Origin of the sequence: Mesorhizobium sp. M8A.F.Ca.ET.207.01.1.1 (assembly GCF_004794715.1) — a bacterium.
Classification (GTDB): domain Bacteria; phylum Pseudomonadota; class Alphaproteobacteria; order Rhizobiales; family Rhizobiaceae; genus Mesorhizobium.
The window spans coordinates 17,051-35,628 of record NZ_SRUS01000017.1 but is presented as its reverse complement, the minus strand read 5'-3'; the positions used below and the strand labels follow the sequence as shown (position 1 = coordinate 35,628).

Sequence of the window (18,578 nt, the reverse complement as noted above, 5' to 3'; positions counted from 1 at the left end):
CTTCGAACGCCGTCGCAACTCGTCCAGCTACGGCACCAGGTGCCGGAACGCCGCCACCACATCTTCATAGACCTTGCGCTTGAACGGCACGATCAGGTCGGGAAGATCCTGCATCGGCCGCCACGACCATTTGTCGAATTCGGCGGTGTGGCCGCCCGGCGGCGGGTTGATCTGGATTTCGCTGGTATCGCCGTGGAAGCGGAACGCAAACCATTTCTGCGCCTGGCCGCGATACCTGCCCTTGAAGGCAATGCCGACGAGATGATCCGGCAGATCGTAGTTGATCCAGTCCGGCGCTTCGGCCAGCAGCGAGACGCTGCGCATGCCGGTCTCCTCATAGAGCTCCCGCTCCGCCGCCCGCAGCGGCTCCTCGCCCTTGTCGATGCCGCCCTGCGGCATCTGCCAGAGCTGCGTCGTGCCGGCGAATTCGCTGTCGGGTTCGGCAATGCGATGCCCGACCCAGACCAGGCCATCGCCGTTGAGGATCATCAGCCCGACACAGGGCCGATAGGGCAGCGTTTCGCGGTCGATCGTCTTTTTGGACATTAGTCAGTTTCCAGCTGTTTTGAGAATCGCTCCGACGACGCGGTGCGACTGGGCGGATCGAGAACGGAGCGTACCCAAACTGGGCTTACACCGGAAGCGCGGAAACTGCGCCGCGTTCGAGTTGGCTGTCACCCGGCCAGTTGCCGCTGTTGCGGTCGAATGCGAAAATACATCTTATGAAAAATATCCAAATCATCGACGGCGCTCTGAACGCTACCTTCAGCATATTCCAGGCAACCGAGGAGGAGTTCGCCGCCATCTTCCCCGACGGGCGAGATATGGAATTGGCCGAAGACCTCTTCGAACGGCTAGGCGAAGAGGAGGCTGGCCGCATGCTAGCTCCGCTTTGGAGCCGCCCTATCCTTAAGCGCGATGCGCTCGGAATCCATGGGACACTATTCTACAACAATGAACATCGGCAAATCCCGCGATCTAAGCGCGAGGTCGATTGGGATAGCGCGCTCAACGAAGCACAGAGAAAGCTCTTCTCTCGCCATCGCTGAAATCGTCACAAGCTGATTGTCCACATCGTCTATCCTTTTTGCGGATCGACGGCCACCGCTGAAACCGGCACGATCTCGATGCCACGCTTCTTCGCTTCAGCGATCCAGGCGGTGACGGTGTCGACCGTCAGGTCGAAAGCCGAGCCGATACCGACGGCGGTACCCTTGGCACGCGCGGTCGCTTCGAGACTGTCGAGCTTCTTCAGGATGGCGCCGCGATCCTGCACCGCGTCGATCGCCGTGTCGCCGGCGACGAAGGGCACGCCATCCTTCAACGCCATGTCCGGAGCCAGGCTGCGCGCCGACGAGCCGTCGTCGATATAGGCGAGGCCCCTTTTGCCGAGCTCGGCCATGAACGGCTGCATCGCCGCCGCGTCGGAGGAAAAACGCGCGCCCATATAGTTCATGACGCCGGTATAGTTCGTCGTCCGCGACAGCGCCCAATGCAGATTCGCGAGATTCTCGTCGGGGGTCGCCGCCACCGTCAGCGTGTTGCGGCCGGGGTTGACATTGGGATAGTCGAACGGTTCGAGCGGCACCTGCATGACGATCTCATGGCCGCTCTGCCTCGCGGCCTGCATCCAGCGGCCGATGCTGTTGCCCTGCGGCGCGAAGGCCAGTGTCACTTCCGCCGGCAGCTTGGCGATCGCCGCCTGGGTGCCGGTCTGTGAAACCGCGAGCCCGCCAATGACGATGGCCACACGTGCGCCGCGCGTGCCGGACCATGGCCGCGCATAGACGTCGAACGGTCGCCGGCCATCGGCGGAGCGCATCGGCAAGGGCCCGGTTTCGCTGGTTTCGATCAGCGCCCTGTCGGGAATATGCGCGATCTTGAGGTTCTGGCCGACTGTCGACGGATCGCGAATGACGACTGCCGCCTTGGGAGGGCCATCGCCTTCTTCCGTCTGCACATGGATGATCTGCGGACCGCCGCTCTTGGTCGACAAGTCCTTCGCCGGCGTCTCCACCTTTGGCGTCGCTGCCGGAGCCAATGCGGGAGGGGACGCGGCGGGCTCGGCCGCCGCGGTCACTTTCGGTGTCGAAACGGCGACTTCCTGTGGTTTTCGAAACGGCTTTTCCCTGAGCGCGATCGCGGCCGAGACGCCGACCACGGCCAGCACGACCGCGCTCGCCGCGATCACGCCTACGCTGATCTTGCCGGCGGCACGCGGCGCCCGGACCGTCTGTCCAAGCGGGCGTTCGATGTCCTTGCCGATATCAGCCAAGCCCTGTCCCCGGTGCACGGTCCGAAGGCGACCTCCTTCGGGAAGACATGCACGAATTCATCAATCCTGGCGCCCCCTTGGCGCCGTCCCTGGAGGCCTGGTCCTGCCCCCGAATCAAACTGCCGGAACCTCTCGGTCCCGGCAGCATCGCATTGCTTCGTTCAACCGGCCAGGCCGGTTGCCGGCCTTACTGGTTGAGCACGGCCTTTTCCGGATTGGGCGGGAAGGCCGGATCGGTCTTCTGGCCACGCAGCAGCTGCTCGGCATAGATGAGCTGCAGGTCGTCCTTCGGATCCGGCGGCACATAGGCTGCGGAGCCGGAGCCGGTCTTGCTCTCGTCGGCGCCCTTGATATGGCCCTTGAGATCGGACTCGCCGCGCGTCAGGTCCCTGCCCTGCAGTTCCGGCGGCAGCGGCTGGTCGATCTTGATGTCGGGCGTGATGCCCTTGCCCTGGATCGACTTGCCCGACGGCGTGTAATAGAGCGCCGTCGTCAGCCTGAGCGCGCCATTCTCGCCGAGCGGGATAATGGTCTGCACCGAGCCCTTGCCGAAGGACTGCGTACCGACCACCGTGACGCGGCGCAGATCCTGCAGCGCGCCCGCGACGATCTCCGAAGCGCTGGCCGAGCCACCATTGACGAGCACGATCATCGGCTTGCCGTTGATGTCGTCGGTCTGCTTGGGCTTGGCGTCGAAGCGGGTGACGTCCTTGGGATCGCGGCCGCGCGTCGAGACGATCTCGCCGCGCTTGAGGAAGGCATCCGACACGCTCACCGCCTGGTCGAGCAGGCCGCCCGGGTTGAGGCGCAGGTCGAGCACATAGCCCTTCAACTTGTCGTCCGGCACCTGCTTCTTGATGGTGTCGATGGCGTTCTCGAGGTCGTCATAGGTCTTTTCGGTGAAGGAGGTGATCTTCATGTAGCCGATGTCGTTCTCGACCCGGAACTTGACCGCCTTGACCTTGATGATGTCGCGCACGACCGTCAGTTCGATCGGCTTGTCGGCGCCCTGGCGCAGGATGGTCAGCTTGATCGGCGTATTGACCAGGCCGCGCATCTTGTCGACCGCGTCGTTGAGCGTCAGGCCGCGAACCTCCTCGCCGTCGATCTTGGCGATATAGTCGCCGGCCAGCACGCCCGCCTTGGCGGCCGGCGTGTCGTCGATCGGCGTGATCACCTTGACCAGGTCGTTCTCCATGGTGACCTCGATGCCGAGGCCGCCAAATTCGCCCTTGGTCTGCACGCGCATGTCCTGCGCCTGTTCGGCGTTCATGTAGGAGGAGTGCGGATCGAGCGAGGAAAGCATGCCGTTGATGGCGTTCTCGACCAGCGACTTGTCGTCGGGCGGGGTCACATACTGCGCCCGCACCCGCTCGAAGATGTCGCCGAAGATCGCCAGTTGCTTGTAGGTCTCCGATCCCGCAGCGTTCGCCGCCGAGCCGGGTGCGCCATAGACAAGGCTCATGGCGGACGCGCCCATCAGCGCACCGGCAAACAGAAGCGACAGTTTCCGCATCATTTCACGTCCTTCCAGAAAAACGGTCCGCCCACCATGGGGCCGGATCGACGGGTTTTCCATCCTTGCGGAACTCGACATAGAGTTCCGGCGTGGCATTTCCATTCTTCGAAACCGAGGTGCTTGCCACCCGGGCTTCTCCCATCGCGCCGACCGGCTCTCCTGCGAGCACTGACTGGCCAGTCGCGACGCTGATTCTGCTCATCCCAGCCAAGACGACATGATAACCGTCGCCGGCATTGAGGATCAAGAGTTGACCATAGGAACGAAACGGCCCCGCATAAAGCACATTCCCATCCGCCGGCGCGGTAACGATGGCTCCCGATTGTGTCGCAACCATGTCCCCAAGCATCAAGGCGCCGTTACCGTCGTCGTCGCCGAACCGGCGTTTGATGCGGCCTGTGACCGGCAGGGCGATCTGTCCCTGCAGCGCCGAGAAAGGCGCTGCCGCCGTCAACCGGTTGCCCTCGGGAACCGGCAGCGATGCCGTCTGGTCGCCTCCGGGCTCGGTACCGCCGGCCTGGCCCGCGGCGGCTGCCTTCGCGGCATCCGCGGCCTTGCGGTTCTTGTCCGCCTGCGCTTCGAGCGAGGCGATCAGATCCTTCAGGCTGCTGGCCTTGGCCGCCAATTGCTCGGAACGCTGCTGTTCGGCCGCCATCTGCGCCTTCGTGTCGGCCTCGAGCTTCTGCTTGGCTTCGAGCAGCATGCCAAGACGTCTCTTCTCCGCCGCCTGGTCGCCGACCGCGACCGTCAGCCGCGCCCGTTCGGCCTCGATCGAGGCCGTCACCCGGGTCTGTTCCTTGAGATCGGCCAGCAGCGCATCGGTCTGCTGGCGCAGTTCCGGCACCACGGCGCCGAGCAGGATGGCGCTGCGCACCGACGACAGCGCGTCCTCCGGCTTGACCAGGATCGCCGGCGGCGGATTGAGCCCCATGCGCTGCAGGGCGCCCAGCACTTCGGCCAGCACGTCGCGCCGCGCCGACAGTGAAGCGCGTATCTTCTGCTGCTGGCCCTTCAGCCCCTCCAGCTTGGCGCCGATGTCCTCGATGTCCTGGCCGAGCTTCTGTTCGGTCATCGCCGACTGGATCAGCGCGGCGGTGATCGAGGCGTGGTCCTTCTTGACCGCGGCGATATCGGCGGCGAGCTTGGCCAGCCGTTCCGACGACAGCGTTATTTCCTTGGAAACCTGCTCGTATTCGGCGCGGCTCTGGTCCGGATCGGGCGCCATGTCGAGCGTGTTTTCCGCCCGCGCCGCATGGAGCGACAGCAGCATCACCGCCGCCGCGATGCCGCAGCGCGCGCTCCAGGAGCCCCCGGTCGATGAGCCCGTCGTCGATTTATAGCCTTCAGACATTCGCGATCGATTCTATCCGCGGCTTCGTTAACGAATCATCAACCATGTTAGCGCCCGTCGCCCAAAGGGTTCGCAAAAACGCCCTGCAAAGCAAAAGCAGCCCCCAGATGAATTTACGCGGCATTGGGGCTAAATTCGGTGCTACCCGGCGCTTTCAGGACCTGTGATAGGGATGGCCCGACAGGATGGTCGCCACCCTGTAGAGTTGTTCGCCCAGCATCACGCGCACCAGCTGATGCGGCCAGGTGAGCGCCCCGAACGACATCACCAGCTCGGCCTGGTTACGCAGCGGCGGATCGTGGCCGTCGGCGCCGCCAATGGCGAGCACCAGCGCCTTGCGCCCACCATCGCGCAACTGTCCGATATGGCTGGCGAAATCCTGGGAGGACAGGCTCTTGCCTCGCTCGTCGAGCAGGATGAGGGCAGTGCCTGGCTGCAGCTGCGCCTGCAGGCGCGAGCCTTCGTCGCGCTGGCGCTCGCTGGCGCTCTGCGCGCGGCCCTCGGCGATCTCGGTGATCCCGGCGAATTCGAGCCCCACGGCGGGCCCGCTCTTGGCGAAACGCTCGAAATAGCGGTCGGCCAACTCCCGCTCGGGGCCGGCTTTCATTCGGCCCACGGCATGAACTGAAATCTTCATCCTCGCCTCTATGAGCCGCTAATGCATGTCACCCAAGTGGGAACCGGTTTAGGCAACGACATGCATCAGACAAAATCGGCTTAGTGGAGGGTCTCTTCCTCGAGATCCGGCGCCTGCCACATCTTTTCGAGATTGTAGAATTCGCGGACTTCGGGACGGAAGACATGGACGATGATATCGCCAGAATCGATCAGGACCCAGTCGGCGCCGGACAGCCCCTCGACGCGCGCCGTGCCGAGGCCGGCATCCTTGAGCGCCTTGAGGAGATGGTCGGCGACAGCCGAGACATGACGGTGCGATCGGCCCGACGCGACGACCATATAGTCGCCGAGGCTCGATTTCCCCTGAATGTCGATTGAGACAATATTTTCGGCCTTGGAGTCTTCCAGACTGGCAAGGACTGTCTTGATGGCACGGGACACGGCGTCGTCTACGCTGATCCTGGCCGGCGAAGGCATGATATCGGCCTTCTTCCGCAGTGCTGTTCTCAGTGTATTTCCTTTCGCAGCAAGAACAACCAAATCACCCCTGAAAGCAGGTGACACCACTTAGATAGGCAGAGTTCCGTTGCAGTTTCAAGACGGAGCCCCAACTGACGCGAACTTGCCGACTGGCATATTGTTCCGCGCGACACGAAAAAACATCGGAACCCAGGCGTCCGGCAGCGGTTATCGGCTGACCGACCAACCGGAATCCCGCCATGCCGATCGACCCGCAAAACACCCTTCTCACCGTCCAGGCCGGCCTCGCTCAGCTCAGTACGCTGATCGTCTCCTATTCCTTCTCCGCCATCGGCGCCGTCATCCTCCTGGTGGTCGGCTACATCGTTGCCAACCTTGCCGAGCGCTCGATCTCGGCTGGCCTCGGCCACATCCACGGGTTCGACGCGACGCTGCGGCATTTCTTTTCCAAGATCGTGCGCTACGCCATCCTGATCCTTGTCGTCATCATGGTGCTCGGCCAGTTCGGCGTGCAGACCGCATCGATCATCGCCGCGATCGGCGCCATCGGCCTGGCCATCGGTCTCGCCCTGCAAGGCACGCTGCAGAACATCGCGGCCGGCATCATGCTGCTCGCGCTGCGGCCGTTCCGCATCGGCGAATCCGTCGAGGTCGGCGCCATTGCCGGTTCGGTCGAGGAAATCGGCCTCTTCGCCACGAAGCTCAGGACCGCCGACGGCGTCTACATACTGGCCCCCAATTCGACGCTGTGGAATCAGCCGGTACGCAATTTCACCCGCAACGGCGTGCGCCGCACCGATATCACGCTCAGCATCGGCTCCTGGAACGACATAGATGGGGCGCAGAAGACATTGCTTGCCATTGCCGGCGCCGAGAAGCGCATCCGCCGCGAACCGGCGCCGATCGCCTTCGTGGCCGCACTCGGCGACACGACCGTTTCGCTCACCTTGCGCTACTGGACCGCGGCGGCGGACTATTTCGCCACCCAAATCGACATGACGAAACGCGCCAAGCAGGCCTTCGACAGCGAAGGCATCTCCATCCCGCTGCCACCCCCGGAAGCGCCGCCACCCGAGGCCCGCAAACAATAATCAGCCGCCCCTGTGGCGGACCTCTTCGTCCGGCGCGAAGGCGAGTTCCACCGGCAACGGTGCTTGCGCCGACATCGGCGCGAAGCTGCCCGTGGCGCCCGCCGGAACGGGCCGCGCCGCGATCACCCGCCAGAGCACGAACAGGCAGAATACCGAGGCGATGACGATGCCGACATAGATGAAGGTTCCCGTGCCGAAGACAGCCGAAAGCGCCGTGACGATGCCCGGCACGATGAAGCCGGCGAGCGACCAGGCAAACAGCATCGAACTCGACAGCGCGAGCAGTTCATCCTTCCTGGCGCGGTCGGCGGCATGCGCGCTGGAGAGAGCGTAGATCGATTCCGCCGCCCCGTCCCAGATCAGGTAGATCACCAACAGGACCATCAGCGCACCGCCGTCGAAGGCGATGGCAAGCACGCTGGCGACGACCGCGAGCGCCGCGGCGCCGGCAAGCACGTAACGCCGGTCGGTGCGGTCCGAAAGCCAGCCGAGCGGTATCTGCAGGATCAGCGTACCGACCGGCATCGCCGACAGCAGCAGCGCGACATCAGCCTGGCTGTAGCCCTTGGCGGTGGCGTGGATGGGCGCGAAGCCGGAAATGATCATCGACAGGCCGCCGACCGCCAGCATGCCGGCGACGCCGACCGGCGAGATCCGCCAGGCCTGGCGCAACGCCACCGAAGCCGCCTGCGGCGCCGGCGGCTGGGCAAGCCGCGTCATGCCGACAGGCAGGATCGACAGGGCGGTAAAGGTGATGCCGATCAACGACGCCGCGGCCGTGTGGATGTCGATGACGGCAAGCGTCGCGTAGCCGACGCCGAGGCCGGCAATATAGGCGACGTAGAACACAGCCATCACCCGGCCGCGTATGGCGTTCGGCAGCGCGTCGTTGAGCCAGCTCTGCGCGACGATGAACAGGCCGCATATGGCAAAGCCGTAAAGCGCCCGCGCCACGATCCACAGCAGCGGGTGCGGTCCGGCGCCGATAGCGGCATTGGACAGCGCGATCAGCGCCGACAGCACCATGAAGGCGCGTGCATGGCCGACCCTGCGCACCAGCGGCCCGGTCAGGATGCAGCCGGCAAGGCCGCCGGCCGACAGACCGGTGACGATCAGCCCGGCCCAGACCGGATCGAACCCCTCCACGCCGAGCCGCACGGGGATGTAGGCGAACATCAGCCCATTGCCGATGGCAATCAGCGCCATCGATACGATGACGCTGGCAATCGCGATCAGCGGCGCGGGCGTGTCGCCTTGCTCGGGATCGAGTGTGGGGTGGGTCTTTTCCAGCATGCCCGATCAGCATCGCCTATTGATTGGGCGGATGCCGCTGCAAAAACGACATCGCTGGCCCGATGATTCCGCCACCCGAACCGGCCGCTCAGCCCTTCGCCATCTCGCGGATCGCGCTCGACGACAGCGATGAACGCGGACCGTGGATAAAGGTCCAGGCCGGCGCCTTCATGCGGGCGAGCAGCGGTGCGTCGCCCTCGTCGATGCGGGCGTAGTCGAAGGTCTTGGCAACCACCGACGACAGGAACGACAGCGTGGCGCCCGGACGGTCGATGACCGCGATCGGAAAGGTGAGCACAATCTCGCGCCAGCGCTGCCAGCGGTGGAAATCGCGCAGCGAGTCGGCGCCCATGATCCAGACGAAGTCGACGCCGGGATTGCGCGCCTTGACCAGAGCCAGCGTGTCGGCGGTGTAGCGCACATTGTGTGCCGCCTCGAAGGCCGTGACCTTGATCTTCGGGTTCTTGGCGATCTTCTCGGAAAACGCGATGCGCTCGCTCAGCGGCGCCAGTTCGCGTGTGCTTTTCAACGGATTTCCCGGCGTCACCATCCACCACAACTGATCGAGTGCCAGGCGCCGCAAAGCGATTTCGGCAACCAGCGCATGGCCGACATGCGGCGGGTTGAACGAGCCGCCGAACAGACCCACCGCGAGGCCCTTTTCGGCGTGCGGCATGCGAAGATAGTGGGACGGTACCGCCGGTTCGGAAGAAGCCAGCATCGCTTCAGGCTCTGGCGACGAACAGCGTCAAGGTCTCACCTGTCCGGACCCGCGTACACGGTATTTGAACGAGGTCAGCTGTTCGACGCCGACCGGCCCGCGCGCATGCATCTTGCCGGTGGCGATGCCGATCTCGGCGCCCATGCCGAATTCGCCGCCATCGGCGAACTGCGTCGAGGCGTTGTGCAGCAGGATCGCCGAATCGATCTCGTTGAAGAACCGTTCCGCCGCCTGGCCATCCTCGGCGACGATCGCCTCGGTGTGATGCGAGGAAAAGGTCTCGATGTGGTCGATCGCGCCACTGATGCCGTCGACCAGCTTCACCGCGATGATGGCGTCGAGATATTCCGTTACCCAGTCGGCATCGGTCGCCGGCTTGGCGTCGAAGAAGACTTTCATCACTTCGGCATCGGCATGGATCTCGCAGCCGGCGGCGCGCAGGGCATCGAGGATCGGCACCAGATGGCTGGGGGCGACCGCGCGGTCGACCAGCAGCGTTTCGGCGGCACCACAGACACCGGTTCGCCGCATCTTGGCGTTGACCGCGATCCGCACCGCCATGTCGAGATTGGCCGACCGGTCGATATAGAGATGGCAGATGCCTTCGAGATGGGCGAAGACCGGCACCCGCGCCTCGCTCTGCACCCGCCCGACCAGGCTTTTGCCGCCGCGCGGAATGATGACGTCGAGATTGCCGCCAAGCCCTTTGAGCATTTCGCCGACCGCGGCGCGGTCGGTGGTCGGCACCAACTGGATGGCATCCTCGGGCAGACCGGCCGCCTTCAGCCCCTCGACCAGGCAGGCGTGGATCGCCGAGGAGGAATTGAGCGAATCCGAGCCGCCGCGCAAGATCACCGGATTGCCGGCCTTGAGGCAAAGCGCGCCGGCATCCGCCGTCACGTTCGGCCGGCTTTCATAGATGACGCCGACGACACCGAGCGGCGTACGCACGCGCTCTATGTGCAGGCCGTTGGGGCGATCCCATGCGGCAATGACGTCGCCAACCGGATCCTTGAGCTCGGCAATTTCGCGGATGCCATCCGCCATGGCGCGGATGCGCGCCGGATTGAGTTTCAGCCGGTCCATGAACGAGGCCGACAACCCGGATTCCTCACCATTCGAGACGTCGACAGCGTTGGCGTCGAGAATGTCCCGTTCCCGGGCGAGGATTGCCTCGGCCATGGCGACAAGCGCGGCATTCTTGGCGGCGGTGGTGGCGATGGCCAGCGGTCGCGCGGCAGCGCGGGCACGGCGGCCGATATTGGCCATCAGCGCCACGGTATCGTCCCCGGATTTTTCATGCAGCTTCAGCATGGCTCATCCTCCGCTTATGTCGCCTCCAGCGTGACTCACCACGAGATCATCGCGGTGGATCATCGCCGAACGCGCCTCGTAGCCGAGCACGGTTTCGATCTCGGCCGTCTTCAGGCCTGCGATCCTTACGGCATCGGCGGCATCGTAGGCAACCAGCCCGCGCGCGATCTCGCGGCCCTCGGGCGACAGGATCGCCACCGTATCGCCGCGCGAGAAATTGCCGCTGACCAGTTTCACGCCGGCCGGCAGCAGCGACTTGCCCGAAATGAGCGCGCCGATGGCGCCGGCATCGACGGTCAGCCGCCCGGCCGGTTCGAGCTGGCCGGCGATCCAGGTCTTGTAGCCCTTGACCGGATTTGCGCTCGGCTTGAAGAAGGTGGCGCGCTCGCCGCGCTCGATCGCCATCAGCGGCGACAGCCGGGTGCCGGAGGTGATGATCATTGCCGTGCCGGCGGCCGTGGCGATCTTGCCGGCATCGAGCTTTGTGCGCATGCCGCCGCGCGACAGCTCGGACGCCGCCGCACCCGCCATCGCCTCGATGTCAGGCGTGATGCGGTCGACCAACGGAATGAATTTGGCTTGCGGGTCGCGCGCTGGCGGCGCGGTGTAGAGCCCGTCAATGTCGGACAGCAGCACCAGAAGGTCCGCGCCCATCATCGTCGCCACCCGCGCGGCCAGCCGGTCATTGTCGCCATAGCGGATTTCCGATGTCGCCACCGTGTCGTTCTCGTTGATGACCGGCACCGCCTTCATCTTCAAGAGCGTCGATATCGTCGCGCGTGCATTGAGGTAGCGGCGGCGTTCCTCGGTGTCGCCGAGCGTCAAAAGGATCTGGCCCGATTTCAGGGCGCCTTTGCCGAGCGCATCCGACCAGGCGCCGGCGAGCGCGATCTGGCCGACGGCCGCCGCTGCCTGGCTTTCCTCGAGCTTCAGCGCCCTCTTGCCGAGGTCGAGAATGGTACGGCCAAGCGCGATGGCGCCCGACGACACGACGAGGATCTCGGCGCCGCCATTGGCAAGCACGGCAATATCGTCGGCGAGCGAGGCGAGCCAGTCGCGCTTCAGGCCGCTGGTGCGGTCGACGAGCAGCGCCGAGCCGATCTTGACGGTGATGCGCCGGTATTTCCTGAGCGACTGCATGGCCCTACTTTTCCCAGCGCGTCTCGACCGGGGCGGCAATTTGCGCGCGGGCTTCGGCGATCACCGCCATCAGCGCGCGCTGCACCGCCTCGACACCCTCGCCGGTGACGGCAGACAGCAGCATCGGCGCACGCCCGGCGGCGCGCTTGAGTGAAGCAACCTTCTTCTTGCGTGCGTCGGCGTCGAGCGTGTCGACCTGGCTCAGCGCCAGGATCTCGACCTTGTCGATCAGGCCGTGGCCATAGGCTTCGAGTTCGGCGCGCACGGTCTTGTAGGCCTTGCCCGGATTTTCCTCCTGTGCCGAAACCAGATGCAGCAGCACACGCGTGCGCTCGACATGGCCGAGGAAGCGGTCGCCGATGCCTACGCCTTCATGCGCGCCTTCGATGAGGCCGGGAATATCGGCGATGACGAATTCGCGTGCATCGATGCGCGCGACGCCGAGGCCCGGATGCAGCGTCGTGAACGGATAGTCCGCGATCTTCGGCTTGGCCGCGGTGACGGCCGCCAGGAACGTCGACTTGCCGGCATTGGGCAGCCCGACCAGGCCGGCATCGGCGATCAGCTTCAGCCTGAGCCAGATGTTGAGCTCCTCGCCCGGCAGGCCTGGATTGGCGCGGCGCGGCGCCTGGTTGGTCGAGGTCTTGAAATGCTGGTTGCCGAAGCCGCCATTGCCACCCTTGGCGAGCAGGAAGCGCTGGCCGACCACGGTCAGGTCGCAGATCAGCGTCTCGTTGTCTTCCTCGAAGACCTGCGTTCCGGCCGGCACTTTCAGTGTGACGTCGGCACCCTTGGCGCCGGTCATGTTGCGGCCCATGCCGTGGACGCCGGTCTTGGCCTTGAAGTGCTGCTGGTAGCGATAGTCGATCAGCGTGTTCAGCCCATCGACCGCTTCCAGCCAGACATCGCCGCCGCGGCCGCCGTCGCCGCCATCCGGCCCGCCGAATTCGATGAATTTTTCGCGCCGGAACGACACCGAACCGGCGCCGCCGTCGCCGGAACGGACATAGACCTTGGCTTGATCGAGAAATTTCATGGGATCGCAGTTTCTTTTATTGGCCTTGCGGCATTGCTCTAAACCTTGGGCCTTGCTCTAAACCAAGGCGCGGCCAAGGGCGAGGCCGTTTTGTGACTATGGCCGTGTGGGGTCGGCCGGAGATGTCGGAATGAAGCTTGTAACCTACAACATCCAGTACGGCATCGGTCTCGATGGGCGCTACGATGTCGGGCGCATCGCCGATGCCGTGCGCGGCGCCGACGTGATCGCGCTGCAGGAGGTCACCCGCAACAATCCCAGGAACGGCAGCCGCGACATGGTCGCCGAGATCGGCGAGGCGCTGCCCGATTATTTCGCCGTCTATGGCAGCAATTTCGAGGCCAATATCGGCTCGCGCATCGAGAACGGCCGCGCCATCACCACCACCTTCCAGCTCGGCAACATGGTCTTGTCGAAGACGCCCATTCATCTGTCGCGCAACCTGCTCTTGCCGCGCAGCCGCAGCTTCGAGATGATGAACTTCCAGCGCGGCGCACTCGAAGCGCTGATCGAGACGCCGCTTGGTTTCATCCGCTTCTATTCCATCCATCTCGATCACCGCAGCCCGGTCGAGCGCGCCAGCCAGATTCAGTTCCTGCGCCAGCGCCTGTTGAATTATGCGCTCGAAGGCGGCGCATTGTCCGGCGTCGCCGAGATCGGCCTGCCGGAACTGCCCCATCCGGAAGCCTTTGTCGGCATGGGCGATTTCAACATGCTGGCCGGCTCGCCGGAATATGTCGAACTTGCCGGCCGGCCGGACCATGAATTCGGCATGCCGTTGACCGCCGACTTCGCCGTCGATGCCGCCGTGCGCCTCGATGTCGCCGGCGAGGATCTCGTCTCCTGGGTCGATCCCAAGGACCCCACCAACGCCAGCCGCCACAAGCGCATCGACTATGTCTTCACCAGCGCGTCGCTTGCCAAATCCCTGAAGCGCCTCTGGGTAGACCGGCAAGCCGCCGGTTCCGACCACCACCCGGTCTGGGTCGAACTGGGCTGATGGCTTCTTATCCGGCTGCATTCTGACGTTCGACGATCGCCATCATGATCGCGTCCCGGTGTTCCCCGTCGATATAGACAGCGTCGCGCTGCACGCCCTCCCTGACAAACCCGACCTTGTCGTAAAGCGAAATGGCGCGCGCATTGTCGGAGTGCACCGAAAGCTCGATACGGACGAAGCCAGCCTCACGCGCTTGCGCCAGCGTCGCTTCGATGAGCTTCCGCCCGAGGCCACCGCCCCGATAGGCGGGGAGAAGACCCATTCCAAGCGAGCCGCGATGGGCGTGTATGAGCCGATCATGGCGAGTGATGTCGCACCAGCCGACAACCTCGCCACCAACGACAGCCACACATCCTGGATCGCCTCTCCCGATACGCCCCAGTTGGAATTCCCTGACGTGATCCAGCGGCGGCGCCTCGAGAAAGGACAGGTACTTCCGCTCCCGCGAGACGACATCGAGCGCGTGATGAAAGCTTTCAATATGCCCCGGAGCCAACGGCACGATCGCGACTGTTCCGATATCGGTTCTGCCCTCAACCATTGGTCTCACCAACCCGATGCATCAAAAGTGGACCCAGTTCCTGAGGCTGGTCCACGTCTTCCGGTCCAGCCTGTATCGCTCCACTGGCACCTGGCCGGCGACGATCGAGTTCAGCATGCCCTGGCCGGCATACTGGAAGCCGCACTTGTGGATCACCCGGCGCGAGGCCGGGTTGATGACCCGCGTCGAGGCATGCAGCACCTGAATCGACGTCTTCTGGAAGGCGAGATCGACCAGCGCGTGCGCTGCTTCGGTCGCATAGCCGCGCTTCCAGTGGGGCTCGCCGATCCAGTAGCCGAGCTCCAGCCCGCGATCGGTGGTGTTCAAGCCCGCGCAGCCGACGAAAGTGTCGGTGCCGGCCAGCGTCAGCGCATAGGCGATGCCGGCGCGGCGCGCCTTGGTCATGGCGAGGAAGGCACGCCCCTCGGCTTCGCCATAGGGGTGCGGCATGCGGGCCAGCATTTCGGCGACGTGACGGTTGTCGGCAAGCTCGACCAGTTGGGCGATATCCCGCTCCTCGGGAGCGCGCATGACCAGCCGCTCCGTAACCAGCACCGGACAATCTATCGCGTAACTTTCGTCCTCTGAGTCTTCCGCTTCGGCAACCATTTCAACGTCCTCCAGGCAAAAGAAAAAGGGGAGATGGAAACCCATCTCCCCTGATCCTTTTCCTGGCTTTGCCAGACACCGGTTCCCGAGATGGGCGCCGGTGTTCTAGTGCGGAACCGGCTACTCCGCGGCTTTGGCAATCGGGTTGACCGATACGTAGGTTCGGCCGTTGGCTTTTTTGTTGAACGTCACGGCGCCTGTTTCGAGCGCGAAAAGCGTATGGTCCGTGCCCATGCCGACATTGACGCCGGGATGCCAGGTCGTGCCGCGTTGACGAATGATGATGTTGCCCGGGATGACGGCTTCGCCGCCGAACTTCTTCACGCCCAGACGCTTGGAATGCGAGTCGCGACCGTTGCGCGACGAGCCGCCAGCTTTCTTGTGTGCCATCTAACTAACTCCGTTGCGCCGCAAGGCGCCTAAAAGGCCTTATGAACGCGTTCGCGTTCCGTTTCAAGTCCGATCCGGCTGTTGTTTCGCCGGAAAAATTACTTCTTCGCCAGTTCCTTGGCCTGTTCGCGCCAGTCCTTGATCTGGTCGGCGCTGAACGGCATGTGCTCGTCGATCTTGGCGACATCCTTGTCGCTGAGCTTGGCGAGCTGCGCGAAGGTGATGATGCCCTGCTCGGCGAGATCCTTGGCGGCGACCGGGCCGATGCCCTTGATCACGGTCAGGTCGTCCGGCTCGCCCTTCGGCGCCTTGAACAGCGGCGCGGCGACGGCCTCGGCCTTCGCCTCTTCCTTGGGGGCGTCCTTCTTGGCCTTGGCTTCCTTCGGCGCGGCCTCGGCAGCAACCTCAGCCTTGGCTTCCGCCTTGACGGGGGCCTTCTTGGCGGGCTTGGCGCCACCCAGCAGGATCTCGGAGATCCGCACGGTGGTCAAAAGCTGGCGATGGCCGATCTTGCGGCGCGAATTCTGGCGGCGGCGCTTCTTGAAAGCGATGACCGTGCGGTTCTTGCCCTGCTCGACGACTTCGGCGGTGACCAGAGCGCCATCGACGAACGGCGCGCCGAACGTGACATTCTCGCCCTCGCCATGCGCGAGCACGTGGCCGATCTCGACGATGTCGCCGACATTGGCTTCGACTTTTTCGATCTTCAGGAGATCGTTGGCGGCAACGCGATACTGCTTACCGCCCGTTTTAATGACTGCGAACATTTTTTGCCTTTCGCTGTTCGGTCGGCCTTGATGAACCGCCTCTGGCGGTTCGGCCGTCTTTTTGTCAGTCTGCGGGTTCAAAAAACAAGCGGCGCGGAAGAACCCTCCACGCCGATTGCGCGCTGTCCCTAACCGAAGGTTGCGTGGGAGTCAAGGCAAACAGCCCGATTCCTTGCCCTGGCGCACCAGCCGACATTGCCTGCCGAGGACGGGCGGCATCGGTCCAGGCAAGGTCCGGGACGGCCAGCTGAATTTCCCCGCGGATTTGGCCTTGTAACCTGCCCGATCAGCCGTTATCTAGTGCGCCGCGCCGACAACGGCCGACCATGACCGCGGAGAGGTGGCAGAGTGGTCGAATGCACCGCACTCGAAATGCGGCATGGGTGCAAGCCCATCGGGGGTTCGAATCCCTCCCTCTCCGCCATTTAGCTTCCATAAAAATCCTTTCCTTTCAAAAGCTTCCTTGTTGCGCTTGACCAGCACGAAGCGAAACATATCTTAGACTGTGTAACAAACTGTGTAACATTAGAGAAAGATAATGCGACGTTCCGCAGCGCCAAAGCCGCATAAACGTGAAGGCATCTGGTATCTCGTCCGCAGGGTGCCGAAGGAATTCGCGGCGTTTGATCGCCGCTGCCTAGTACGCATTTCCACGGGCGTCGCCGTGGCTGACGATCCCCGCGGTGTACGGGCGCGAGATGCAGTGCAAAGCCTCGGCGCGGGGCTGGAGGCGTATTGGCGTAGACTGCGGGAAGGCCAATCCGCCGAGGCGGGGCTGCGTTTCGAAGCCGCGAGGAAGCGCGCGCGGTCATTTGGATTGGCCTATCGCACTAACGAGGAACTAGCAGCGGGGCCGCTCGACGAACTCATGGCCCGTATCAAGCTGCTCCTCGACAAAAAATCGATCGAGGACGCGCAGGACGTCTCGGCCGTCATGGGTGGGGAGAAGCGGCCAGCGGTCCGCCTGAGCGGTCTTATCAAGGAATTCGAGACGATCGAGCAACAGAACTTGCTGACCATGTCGCCCAACCAAATCAAGAAATGGCGTAACCCCAAAAAGCGCGCAGTTGCCAATCTGGTTGGAGTCATTGGCGACAAGGAGATCGCAAGCCTCACTCGGGACGACGCAATCGCGTTCCGCGAGTGGTGGCAAAAGCGGATCGTTGAGGATGGACTTGATATCGGTACGGCCAACAAGGACATCGGCCATGTTTCGAAAATGCTGCGCGTCGTCGATCTGACTCACCAGCTCAAGCTGGAGCCGGTTTTTCGAAACCTGCGTCTTTCCGGCGCCGTCCCCGGGCAACGCGCTGCGTTCACAGCGGAGTTCATTCAGGAGAAGATACTCGCTGAAGGCGCGCTCGACGGACTCAATGACGAAGCCCGCCATCTAATCTATGTGATTGCCGATACCGGACTCAGGCTTTCTGAAGCGGCAAACCTCACCACCGAAACAATCCACCTCGATCGAGAAATCCCGCATGTGCGGGTGCGCCCCAATGGCCGTCGCTTGAAGACCGGTCATTCAGCCCGTGACATTCCCTTGGTTGGCGGCGCACTTGCAGCCATCAAGCTCCATCCGGACGGCTTTCCTCGTTATCGCGACAAGGCCGCGTCACTTTCAGCGCTCGTCAACAAGGTGCTCGCCAGCAAGGAACTTCTGCCGACTTCCGAGCATAGTCTTTATAGCCTGCGACACACTTTCGAGGACCGGCTGACGGCAGTTGAGGCGCCGGAGAAGGTAATTGCTTCTCTGATGGGCCACAAATGGATCCGGCCCAAATACGGCGCGGGACCTTCGTTAGCGCAAAAGCGCGAGTGGCTCCAAAAAATCGCTTTTACCCCGCCCGGGCGAATGTGATTGCGGCGCCATCCAGGCCTTGAGAACCAACCTCACGGCTCCAGCTGTCCGAGCCATTTAGGTTGAGCGTGGCCAGCACGCGCTGCGCTCGCTCGCGATTTCCGAGCTTCCGCCGCATTTGTTCGACCTCGTATTCCAGCCTTTCGAAGGTCGGTATATAGGCATCTCCATGCCGGATGACCAAGTAGGCGGCAACAGCTAGACACCATTCTAGCTCCGTGGCCGATGGATCGGAAAAAGGGGCGACGCCATACCAAGACGAGCAACGCCTCTCGAGGGCTTCCGAACTAGGCAAACGGCCAGCATGTGGCATGGGAAAGAAACCTATGCCTGATCGACGAACCTAAAGTGCTCACGAAGCTTGACCGGTACGCGGGCCATCGGAGGGTTCTGCCTAAAACCGCCAAAAATTTTGAAACACCCATTCATCCGGCTCGAATTCAAAGGGATCGGCGATTTTTGGGTTATGGCTTGCAAGCATAGTTCAGCCCAGACAAGAACGCCTGATATCTTGTCGTGCACTGTCACCCTGCCAAATATGGTGCCGGCGACAACGGCAGTTTGGCGAGCAG

The 18,578-nt window shown here is 63.5% G+C and carries 19 protein-coding genes and 1 tRNA gene; 5 read left to right on the top strand and 15 right to left on the bottom strand.

The annotated features are described in order from the left end of the window. Positions 1–27: 27 nt before the first annotated feature. Entirely contained in the window at positions 28–546 is a 519-nt protein-coding gene (locus tag EN850_RS31585) for an RNA pyrophosphohydrolase (protein WP_135882243.1), read from the bottom strand. A gap of 176 nt (positions 547–722) precedes the next feature. Between EN850_RS31585 and EN850_RS31580 the strand changes: the two genes are divergently transcribed. Then, positions 723–1,049 carry a hypothetical protein gene (locus tag EN850_RS31580; RefSeq protein ID WP_135882244.1) on the top strand — a complete coding sequence of 109 codons (327 nt, stop codon included), beginning with the start codon at positions 723–725 and terminating at the stop codon, positions 1,047–1,049. A gap of 29 nt (positions 1,050–1,078) precedes the next feature. Here EN850_RS31580 and EN850_RS31575 read toward each other — a convergent pair whose 3' ends face one another. The 5 genes from EN850_RS31575 to rsfS form a co-directional block, all read right to left on the bottom strand. Further along, a complete protein-coding gene (locus tag EN850_RS31575) occupies positions 1,079–2,275 on the bottom strand; it encodes a divergent polysaccharide deacetylase family protein (protein WP_136092858.1) in 1,197 nt (398 codons plus the stop codon). A 187-nt stretch (positions 2,276–2,462) separates the two neighbouring features. Beyond that, positions 2,463–3,794, bottom strand: a complete 1,332-nt coding sequence (locus tag EN850_RS31570; protein ID WP_189591251.1) for a S41 family peptidase — start codon at positions 3,792–3,794, stop codon at positions 2,463–2,465. Between the two features lies 1 nt (position 3,795). Beyond that, on the bottom strand, positions 3,796–5,145 hold the full coding sequence (locus EN850_RS31565; protein WP_136092857.1) for a murein hydrolase activator EnvC: 1,350 nt from the start codon (positions 5,143–5,145) through the stop codon (positions 3,796–3,798). Between the two features lie 154 nt (positions 5,146–5,299). After that, positions 5,300–5,782, bottom strand: coding sequence for a 23S rRNA (pseudouridine(1915)-N(3))-methyltransferase RlmH (rlmH, locus tag EN850_RS31560; RefSeq protein ID WP_136092856.1), 483 nt, complete (start codon positions 5,780–5,782; stop codon positions 5,300–5,302). 80 nt (positions 5,783–5,862) lie between these two features. Further along, the gene (gene rsfS, locus EN850_RS31555; protein WP_023777607.1) at positions 5,863–6,240 is read right to left on the bottom strand and encodes a ribosome silencing factor; all 378 of its coding nucleotides are present in this window, start codon (positions 6,238–6,240) and stop codon (positions 5,863–5,865) included. A 242-nt stretch (positions 6,241–6,482) separates the two neighbouring features. On the opposite strand from rsfS, the gene EN850_RS31550 reads away from it, so the two are divergent. Then, positions 6,483–7,334, top strand: a complete 852-nt coding sequence (locus EN850_RS31550; protein WP_127275334.1) for a mechanosensitive ion channel domain-containing protein — start codon at positions 6,483–6,485, stop codon at positions 7,332–7,334. Here the strand turns inward: EN850_RS31550 and EN850_RS31545 are convergent, their stop codons facing one another. The 5 genes from EN850_RS31545 to obgE all read right to left on the bottom strand — a co-directional run bounded on the left by EN850_RS31545 (position 7,335) and on the right by obgE (position 12,838). Next, positions 7,335–8,627: an MFS transporter gene (locus tag EN850_RS31545; RefSeq protein WP_136092855.1), complete on the bottom strand. Its 1,293-nt coding sequence runs from the start codon at positions 8,625–8,627 to the stop codon at positions 7,335–7,337. Positions 8,628–8,715: 88 nt separating this feature from the next. Beyond that, positions 8,716–9,348: a nicotinate-nucleotide adenylyltransferase gene (locus EN850_RS31540; RefSeq protein WP_246689307.1), complete on the bottom strand. Its 633-nt coding sequence runs from the start codon at positions 9,346–9,348 to the stop codon at positions 8,716–8,718. 27 nt (positions 9,349–9,375) lie between these two features. After that, positions 9,376–10,662, bottom strand: coding sequence for a glutamate-5-semialdehyde dehydrogenase (locus tag EN850_RS31535; RefSeq protein WP_136092854.1), 1,287 nt, complete (start codon positions 10,660–10,662; stop codon positions 9,376–9,378). A gap of 3 nt (positions 10,663–10,665) precedes the next feature. After that, on the bottom strand, positions 10,666–11,802 hold the full coding sequence (gene proB, locus EN850_RS31530) for a glutamate 5-kinase (protein ID WP_127872160.1): 1,137 nt from the start codon (positions 11,800–11,802) through the stop codon (positions 10,666–10,668). 4 nt (positions 11,803–11,806) lie between these two features. Further along, positions 11,807–12,838: a GTPase ObgE gene (obgE, locus tag EN850_RS31525; RefSeq protein WP_136092853.1), complete on the bottom strand. Its 1,032-nt coding sequence runs from the start codon at positions 12,836–12,838 to the stop codon at positions 11,807–11,809. 130 nt (positions 12,839–12,968) lie between these two features. On the opposite strand from obgE, the gene EN850_RS31520 reads away from it, so the two are divergent. Beyond that, positions 12,969–13,838 carry an endonuclease/exonuclease/phosphatase family protein gene (locus EN850_RS31520; RefSeq protein WP_136092852.1) on the top strand — a complete coding sequence of 290 codons (870 nt, stop codon included), beginning with the start codon at positions 12,969–12,971 and terminating at the stop codon, positions 13,836–13,838. A 7-nt stretch (positions 13,839–13,845) separates the two neighbouring features. Here the strand turns inward: EN850_RS31520 and EN850_RS31515 are convergent, their stop codons facing one another. The 4 genes from EN850_RS31515 to EN850_RS31500 form a co-directional block, all read right to left on the bottom strand. Then, a complete protein-coding gene (locus EN850_RS31515) occupies positions 13,846–14,379 on the bottom strand; it encodes a GNAT family protein (protein WP_136092851.1) in 534 nt (177 codons plus the stop codon). Positions 14,380–14,400: 21 nt separating this feature from the next. Then, positions 14,401–14,988 carry a GNAT family protein gene (locus tag EN850_RS31510; RefSeq protein WP_189521853.1) on the bottom strand — a complete coding sequence of 196 codons (588 nt, stop codon included), beginning with the start codon at positions 14,986–14,988 and terminating at the stop codon, positions 14,401–14,403. 120 nt (positions 14,989–15,108) lie between these two features. Further along, positions 15,109–15,378, bottom strand: a complete 270-nt coding sequence (rpmA, locus tag EN850_RS31505; protein ID WP_013529063.1) for a 50S ribosomal protein L27 — start codon at positions 15,376–15,378, stop codon at positions 15,109–15,111. Between the two features lie 98 nt (positions 15,379–15,476). Beyond that, entirely contained in the window at positions 15,477–16,145 is a 669-nt protein-coding gene (locus tag EN850_RS31500; RefSeq protein ID WP_135863263.1) for a 50S ribosomal protein L21, read from the bottom strand. A gap of 334 nt (positions 16,146–16,479) precedes the next feature. Here EN850_RS31500 and EN850_RS31495 point away from each other — a divergent pair. Both EN850_RS31495 and EN850_RS31490 read left to right on the top strand, forming a co-directional pair. Further along, a tRNA-Ser gene (locus tag EN850_RS31495) sits at positions 16,480–16,569 on the top strand. A 114-nt stretch (positions 16,570–16,683) separates the two neighbouring features. Beyond that, entirely contained in the window at positions 16,684–18,006 is a 1,323-nt protein-coding gene (locus EN850_RS31490) for an integrase (protein ID WP_063169217.1), read from the top strand. Positions 18,007–18,578: the final 572 nt, after the last annotated feature.

Excerpts from the sequence above, each read along its gene's own strand:
- EN850_RS31585 (WP_135882243.1), bottom strand. The coding sequence starts at position 546 with ATGTCCAAAAAGACGATCGACCGCGAAACGCTGCCCTATCGGCCCTGT.
- EN850_RS31580 (WP_135882244.1), top strand. The coding sequence starts at position 723 with ATGAAAAATATCCAAATCATCGACGGCGCTCTGAACGCTACCTTCAGC.
- EN850_RS31570 (WP_189591251.1), bottom strand. The coding sequence starts at position 3,794 with ATGATGCGGAAACTGTCGCTTCTGTTTGCCGGTGCGCTGATGGGCGCG.
- EN850_RS31565 (WP_136092857.1), bottom strand. The coding sequence starts at position 5,145 with ATGTCTGAAGGCTATAAATCGACGACGGGCTCATCGACCGGGGGCTCC.
- rlmH (WP_136092856.1), bottom strand. The coding sequence starts at position 5,782 with ATGAAGATTTCAGTTCATGCCGTGGGCCGAATGAAAGCCGGCCCCGAG.
- rsfS (WP_023777607.1), bottom strand. The coding sequence starts at position 6,240 with ATGCCTTCGCCGGCCAGGATCAGCGTAGACGACGCCGTGTCCCGTGCC.
- EN850_RS31550 (WP_127275334.1), top strand. The coding sequence starts at position 6,483 with ATGCCGATCGACCCGCAAAACACCCTTCTCACCGTCCAGGCCGGCCTC.
- EN850_RS31545 (WP_136092855.1), bottom strand. The coding sequence starts at position 8,627 with ATGCTGGAAAAGACCCACCCCACACTCGATCCCGAGCAAGGCGACACG.
- EN850_RS31540 (WP_246689307.1), bottom strand. The coding sequence starts at position 9,348 with ATGCTGGCTTCTTCCGAACCGGCGGTACCGTCCCACTATCTTCGCATG.
- EN850_RS31535 (WP_136092854.1), bottom strand. The coding sequence starts at position 10,662 with ATGCTGAAGCTGCATGAAAAATCCGGGGACGATACCGTGGCGCTGATG.
- proB (WP_127872160.1), bottom strand. The coding sequence starts at position 11,802 with ATGCAGTCGCTCAGGAAATACCGGCGCATCACCGTCAAGATCGGCTCG.
- obgE (WP_136092853.1), bottom strand. The coding sequence starts at position 12,838 with ATGAAATTTCTCGATCAAGCCAAGGTCTATGTCCGTTCCGGCGACGGC.
- EN850_RS31520 (WP_136092852.1), top strand. The coding sequence starts at position 12,969 with ATGAAGCTTGTAACCTACAACATCCAGTACGGCATCGGTCTCGATGGG.
- EN850_RS31515 (WP_136092851.1), bottom strand. The coding sequence starts at position 14,379 with ATGGTTGAGGGCAGAACCGATATCGGAACAGTCGCGATCGTGCCGTTG.
- EN850_RS31510 (WP_189521853.1), bottom strand. The coding sequence starts at position 14,988 with ATGGTTGCCGAAGCGGAAGACTCAGAGGACGAAAGTTACGCGATAGAT.
- rpmA (WP_013529063.1), bottom strand. The coding sequence starts at position 15,378 with ATGGCACACAAGAAAGCTGGCGGCTCGTCGCGCAACGGTCGCGACTCG.
- EN850_RS31500 (WP_135863263.1), bottom strand. The coding sequence starts at position 16,145 with ATGTTCGCAGTCATTAAAACGGGCGGTAAGCAGTATCGCGTTGCCGCC.
- EN850_RS31490 (WP_063169217.1), top strand. The coding sequence starts at position 16,684 with ATGCGACGTTCCGCAGCGCCAAAGCCGCATAAACGTGAAGGCATCTGG.